This window comes from Flavobacterium sp. (assembly GCF_031422135.1).
GTDB lineage: Bacteria > Bacteroidota > Bacteroidia > Flavobacteriales > Flavobacteriaceae > Flavobacterium.
The window spans coordinates 64,106-70,995 of the sequence record NZ_JANOQD010000098.1 but is presented as its reverse complement, the minus strand read 5'-3'; the positions used below and the strand labels follow the sequence as shown (position 1 = coordinate 70,995).

Here is a 6,890-nt window from a genome sequence, read left to right as displayed (position 1 = left end):
TGGAATTCCATATTATTTTTATGTTTTTGCATACAACTCAATATGTTCTGGCGGTACACTATACAATCTAGTTGCACCACTTACAGGTACTACAACGATAACCAACCCGTATTGTTTGCCTATATATACTGAAGGCCCAGCTGCTGCTGATGCAATAATCAATGTAACTTTGGGTACTTTGAACAATTCTAGTTCGATTCCAGCGACATTGCCTGCTTACACGTTTTACAATGCGGTAACTATTCCAGACCTACAACGTGGTTTAACAGCATCATTAAAAGTAACGTATAGTAACGATCCTACACAGTTTACTGGCGTTTGGATTGACTACAACCAAAATACAATTTTTGAAGCTGGAGAAGGTGTTGTTACTGCTAATGCAGGTTCAAATGGCACGATTACAATTGCGTTGCCCGTTCCTATCGGGGCTTTACTCGGCAATACCCGAATGCGAATTAGGGGAGGTGATGATGCAGCAATGCTTACCAGTCAAGCGTGCGGACTAACAAACAGCACCTACGGTGAAACCGAAGATTATATTGTCAATATTATCAATGCGGTAACTTGTGTAGCTCCAACAACACAACCTACAGTTCTAACGTTGAGTCCTTCAGGCACTTCGTTTACAGGAACATTTACCTACGCCAGTCCCGCAGCAGATGGTTATCTCGTAGTACGAAGTACTTCGGCAACGGCACCAACACCAGTAAACGGAACACTCCCAGCAATAGGTGCTAGCTTAGGCGGAACGAATGTGGTAGTCGATAATGATACCAATAACAGCTTTACAGCAACTGGCTTAACCGTTTCCACTTTATATTACGTATATGTTTTTGCCTATAACAATTATTGCACAGGAGGACCAACCTACAATTTGGTTACTCCATTAACTGGAAGCACGACCACTCTAGCGGTAGGCTATTGTGTACCGTCAGTAACTACTGGATTTGAAAATAGTGTTTTCTTTAGCAACATCAGTTTTGTAGGAACATTGAACGATACATCAAACAATTCCACTTTTTCATCGACTCCATTAGGGTATCAAGATTTTACTGCTTTGCCAAATAAAGCGATTCAAGCACAAGGCGAAGGAATAAATATTACTACCCAAATTGGATCTGGTCGTGGCTATACTAAAGCTTGGATAGATTGGAATAAAGATGGGGTTTTTGCAGATCCAGGAGAGCGCGTTTACAACACAGCAGGTATATCAACGGCAGCAACTGTTTTTGGATTTGTCATACCCGCAGCACAAGCTGTAGGGGATTATCGCATTAGAATTCGCGTAAGCCAAGATGATGCTGTAGCTCCCTTTGACCCAAATGCTATTAACAATTTTAATCCGTGTCAAAATATTATTTATTTTGGTGAAACTGAGGATTATTTGTTCACCGTAATACCAAGTTGTTCTGCCAATGTAACATCAGTAACCAATGGCGAAGTATGTGGTTCAGGCACTGTAACATTAGGAGCTGCTAGCACGATTGGCGGCGTTACAGGATTCAACTGGTACACAACCCCAATAGGCGGTACAGCAGTAGGCTCAGGAGCCTCGTTCACAACACCAGTATTAGCAACTACTACAAACTATTATGCTCGAGCTTTTAGTGCTACTTGCGAGCAAAAAGTAGGCACACTCGTTGTGGCAAAAGTAAGCCCTATACCAACGCTTAACTTTACTCCTACGGCTCCTATTGTGTGTGCAGAAGAAGTCGTGTTCTCGGTAACTGCCAATGGCGATAAACAAGAATTAACACCCATAAATGAAACTTTTAATAGTGGTTTAGGAAGTTTTACAACAGTAAATTATATTAGTAATGGAGCAACGCAAGATGCCATAACGATTTGGCAAAACAGACCCAGCACTCCTTTTGTGCCAGCACAACAATTCTGGTTTCCCGCTATTTCTTCTGGATTTGGAGGAAACACCTTTGTAATGACCACTTCTGATATAGGTCAAAATGCTGGCGTGAATTACCTTACGCACAATGCTATTATTTCCCCAGCAGTGAATACCAACACGTATTTGGATTTAAAATTAACGTTCGATATGTATTATTCTCGTTACTTTCCAAATGGAGTTTCGCCAGCGACTGAATTCGTAACCGTGGATGTATCTCGTGATGGTGGCGTGACTTGGCCTTATGAAATAACTCGTTATACTTCAGATGTAGGATTTGGGTCTAGCTTTAGTAGATTAACATTAGATTTGAGTGCTCACATTAACCAACCTAATTTAAAAATACGTTTCCGATACAACAGTGGTTGGTGCCAAGGTATGGCATTAGACAATGTAAAACTGTCTGGTTTTGTACCACTAGTAACCAACTTTACTTGGACAGGTGGCGTAGGAATCAATGCGTATGAAGATGCTGGATGCACAATCCCATTTACTGTGTCTTCACCAGCAGCAACTACCATTTATTTAAAACCCATTTTAAGTCAATTGGAAGTCAGTAATTATACATTTACAGTAAATGCTGTTTTAAATAACGGTTGTAGCGCTGGTCAAACCGTGTCAGTAAGTAACAAATCAAAAGTTTGGAAAGGTGCATCAAGCACAAACTGGAATAATGGTCTAAACTGGGCTCCTACTGGTGTTCCTGACGCTACAAATTGTGTCATTATCCCTGCCAATACTATTATCTCTGGAAGCAACTATGATGCTTTTGCTAAGAATGTTTTGGTAAAAGGAACTGGTAATCTAGAATTACAATCCAGTAATAATCTAATAGTTGAAGACTTTGTAAATATTAACAGCAGCGGCGTTTTCAATATGAAAGACAGCTCCAATTTAGTTCAACTAAATCCCGTCGCCAATGTGGTAGGAGGAACATTCAATATGGAAAGAATTTCAAAACCGATGTATTTATTCGATTACACATATTGGAGTTCACCATTAACCATAACTACACCAAGCAAACTATTTACTTTAGGAAATCTGTCCAGCACATCGCCACTGCGTTACACTTGGATACCTTCTGTAGCTAATGTGAGTGGCAACTGGTCTTCAGCAACAACTGCCGTAGTTATGAATCCAGGTGGTGGTTATATTGTGAGAGCACCTAGTACTTACAATTCGAATCCCGCAATAAAAGCCAATTATACCGCTAACTTTATTGGAGTACCTAACAATGGTGATGTAAATACTCCTATCTCGCACGGAACAATGGGATTAGTTGCAACAAATGACAAATGGAATTTGATAGGAAATCCATACCCATCTGCTATTAGTGCTGAAGAATTTTTGACCAATACAACAAACACTAATTTAATTGACGGAACAGTCCATTTCTGGACGCATAATACACCTCCAAGCACCGCAATTGTTGATCCATTTTATGGTGATTTTGCAATTAATTATACCGCCACAGATTATTCCTCTTGGAATTTTACAGGTGGCGTAGCCACCACATCTGGAGCTGCTCCAGCTCCAAACGGAAACATTCCTGCTGGACAAGCATTTTTTGTGAGAAGTTTGGGTATTCAACCCACAGGTACAAATGCTGTATTCACAAACAGTATGCGACTAGGCGCAACAACAGCTTACAATAACAGTCAGTTTTACAGACAAAATAATAATCCTAGACCTGCATCTGAAACAATCGAAAAACATAGAATCTGGTTAAACTTCACGAACAATTCGGGAGCATTTAGTCAAGTTCTTGTAGGATATGTTCAAGGAACAACTACTGGTTATGATCGAGGATATGATGGAACTCGTTTCAGTGGAAACAATTTGAGTTTCTACTCGATTATTCCTGATAATTCACTTGCCATTCAAGGAAGACCGTTACCGTTTGTCGACACTGATATAGTTCCGTTAGGATACAATTCGCAATTGGCTGGAAATTTCTCCATCAGAATTGATAGAATCGATGGTTTGTTCACTACTCAAGATATTTTCTTAGAAGACAAATTGTTGAACGTGGTACACAACTTAAAACTGACACCATATACTTTTAGCACTACCACAGGTATATTCAATAATCGTTTTGTATTACGCTACACAGATGCTGTTTTAGCAACACCTGATTTTGATTATTCAAATTCGGTAAATGTATTTGCTAACAATTACATCAATGTGAAATCTACTATTGAAAATATTAAAGAAATTTTAGTTTATGATTTATTAGGCAAAACACTTTTTGATTCAAAAAATATCGACAAAAAAGAAATGATACTTACTGATTTTAAAGCAACTCAAAATGTACTTATTGTAAAAGTAATTCTAGACAACGATGCAGAAATAACTAAAAAAGTGATTTTCTAAAATAATTTAAAAATTTCTAAAAAGACCTTGATTTTAAGCAATCAAGGTCTTTTTTTTATATTTTTGTTTAAAACATTCATAATGAGAACGCTAAATATCTTTTTTATTTTTATTTTCTTAATAAAAGTAAATGCGCAAACACCTTCATTTCCATTTCCGAAGCATACAACCTATACAACAGGAACTATTAAACCGAATAATTTTACACAAATACAATTAGACAATCAGGTCAAAAGTTTTTATGATTCTTGGAAAACAACCTATTTGAAACCCCATTGTACTGACCCATCTCAATATTATATAGAGTTCAGCGCTACAGGAAATAAATGTGTAAGCGAAGGGCAAGGATATGGAATGGTCATTGTGGCTTATATGGCTGGGTATGACGTTAATGCTAAAACTGAATTTGATGGTTTATATAAATGGGTAAAACAACATCCAAGCAACATTAATCCACTATTGATGAATTGGAGACAAGGTTCAAGCTGCCAAAGTATTCAAAATGATGCCGCCACAGATGGCGATTTGAATATAGCATTCGCCTTACTACTTGCTGATAAACAATGGGGAAGTACAGGAATAATCAATTATCTGCAAGATGCAATAAACATTATTAACGCAATTAAAACCTCATCTCTTTTTTTACCAACAAACAGTGTAAAACTAGGCGATTGGGCTACTGGAAATAACTATGCTAACGACACACGATCTTCTGATTTGATGACCAGTCATTTCAGGACATTTCAGGACGTAACTTCTGATATTACGTGGACAAATGTGTTAGAGAAATCGTTTTCAATCATAAATACTATTCAAACTAACAACAGTGCTATTTCTGGTCTACTTCCAGATTTTATAGAAAATTGTGACAGCACACCTATTCCAGCCGTTCCTGGTTTTCTTGAAGGTCCAAACGACGGTTTTTATGCCTATAATGCGTGTAGAGTTCCTTGGAATTTAGGCGTAGATTATGCTTTATATGGTGACGTACGAGCAAAAACAGCTTGCGATAAAATTAACATTTGGCTTAAAAGCACAACTTCAAACAACATCAATAACATTCAATCTGGTTACAAATTAGATGGCTCAACAAATGGACAAAACTACCGCCATTTGGCTTTTATGGCTCCATTCACTGTTGGCGCGATGGTCAACGCAAGCAATCAAACTTGGCTGAATAATTTATGGTCTTACTTGGTGAATGCACCCATAGATAACTTTGGAAATGGGTACTATGGCGATGTGATAAAAATGTATTCTATGATTATAGTATCAGGGAATTATTGGGCACCTCAAAGTGCAACTTTAAATACTAAAAACAATGTTTTTATTGAAAATTCGATCGAAATATACCCAAACCCTTCCAATGAAATTTGCACATTAAAATTCAGTTTATTAGAAGATTCTAATATTAAATTAAACCTAATTGATACCGCGGGAAAAATTATTTATTCCGAAAATTATAATTCTTTTTCAAAAGGAGTAAACAGTATAACTTTAGATGTACGAAAATTTTCCAAAGGGAATTATTTTTGTCAAATTATTTCTAAGAAATCAAAAACTGTGCGCCAAATTGTAATTGAATAACTAAAAATAATTTAAAAACTTCCAAAAAGACCTTGATTTTAAGTAATTAAGGTCTTTTTCATTAGCATAAGCCTCACGTTCAAAAAGAATGTTTCTATAGGCTTTTTGAAAATCACGATATTTCAAGTATTTAAAAAATAAATCTGTAAAATACCAAATATAAAAAGGCAATACCAACAACTCCAATTGTTGCCTAATATGAATTTTTTCATGATTAATAGTCCCTTCGTTACTCTTGTGTTTTTTATCTTTCAAAATTATAAATGGGAAAACAGTCAGACCCACATAACCTTTCGGAATTAAATATTTAGAAACCACTAGAAACATTCGGTATAAAGTTTTAAATTTGTAAGTATGAAGGAACAAAGTAAAGAAAATAAATTAATAGAAGGAGAAGATTTTTATCTCACACCCGAAGGCTACAAATGTTTTACTGAAAAACACCACCTCAAACGAGGCTATTGCTGCAAGAGTGGTTGTAGACATTGCCCTTACGGTTTTGATAAAAAAACAAATGAAATTAGAAAATAAAACTCTGAGTATTTAATTTATCCATTTTAAAAATAAAAAAATCTTATGAAAAATCTATTTTTACTATTCTTATTATTTCAAATATTAATTTCGTGTACTACTAAATCTAAAATTATGGAAACAGAAAACGAAAAACTTGTTCGTCAGTATTTTGAGTATTTCAATAGTCATAACTGGACAAAAATGGCAGAAATGTATGTTAAAATGCCGATTTTAAAGACCCAACTCTGGGAAATGGCATTGTAAAACAAACTAGAACACAAACCATAAAAAAGTATTCTGAACTCCATCAAGTTTTTGGAGATTTGAATGATAAAATTATTCAAATATATCCATCAGGAGAACATACTGTAATTGTCGAATTCGTTTCCTCAGGAACAGCAGAAGATGGCTCTAAATTTGAATTGCCAATTTGTACAATTTTCACCATTGAAAAAGGGAAAATAACTAAAGATTTTACTTATTTCGATAATTTCGAAGAATAAAGAATAGATTTCTG

Annotated in this window: 6 protein-coding genes; 5 read left to right on the top strand and 1 reads right to left on the bottom strand. The window is 36.0% G+C overall.

Going from position 1 to position 6,890, the window contains the following annotated elements:
- Both RMO70_RS12880 and RMO70_RS12875 read left to right on the top strand, forming a co-directional pair.
- A partial coding sequence (locus tag RMO70_RS12880) for a GEVED domain-containing protein (protein WP_310556847.1) occupies positions 1–4,273 on the top strand: 4,273 nt, incomplete at its 5' end.
- Between the two features lie 81 nt (positions 4,274–4,354).
- On the top strand, positions 4,355–5,860 hold the full coding sequence (locus tag RMO70_RS12875) for a glycosyl hydrolase family 8 (protein ID WP_310556846.1): 1,506 nt from the start codon (positions 4,355–4,357) through the stop codon (positions 5,858–5,860).
- On the opposite strand, the gene RMO70_RS12870 is transcribed toward RMO70_RS12875, so the two are convergent.
- On the bottom strand, positions 5,861–6,187 hold the full coding sequence (locus tag RMO70_RS12870; RefSeq protein WP_310556845.1) for a hypothetical protein: 327 nt from the start codon (positions 6,185–6,187) through the stop codon (positions 5,861–5,863).
- A 27-nt stretch (positions 6,188–6,214) separates the two neighbouring features.
- On the opposite strand from RMO70_RS12870, the gene RMO70_RS12865 reads away from it, so the two are divergent.
- The 3 genes from RMO70_RS12865 to RMO70_RS12855 all read left to right on the top strand — a co-directional run bounded on the left by RMO70_RS12865 (position 6,215) and on the right by RMO70_RS12855 (position 6,876).
- The gene (locus RMO70_RS12865; protein ID WP_310556844.1) at positions 6,215–6,391 is read left to right on the top strand and encodes a DUF5522 domain-containing protein; all 177 of its coding nucleotides are present in this window, start codon (positions 6,215–6,217) and stop codon (positions 6,389–6,391) included.
- A gap of 114 nt (positions 6,392–6,505) precedes the next feature.
- Positions 6,506–6,637, top strand: a complete 132-nt coding sequence (locus RMO70_RS12860; protein ID WP_310556843.1) for a hypothetical protein — start codon at positions 6,506–6,508, stop codon at positions 6,635–6,637.
- A 59-nt stretch (positions 6,638–6,696) separates the two neighbouring features.
- Entirely contained in the window at positions 6,697–6,876 is a 180-nt protein-coding gene (locus RMO70_RS12855; RefSeq protein WP_310556842.1) for a nuclear transport factor 2 family protein, read from the top strand.
- Positions 6,877–6,890 lie beyond the last annotated feature (14 nt).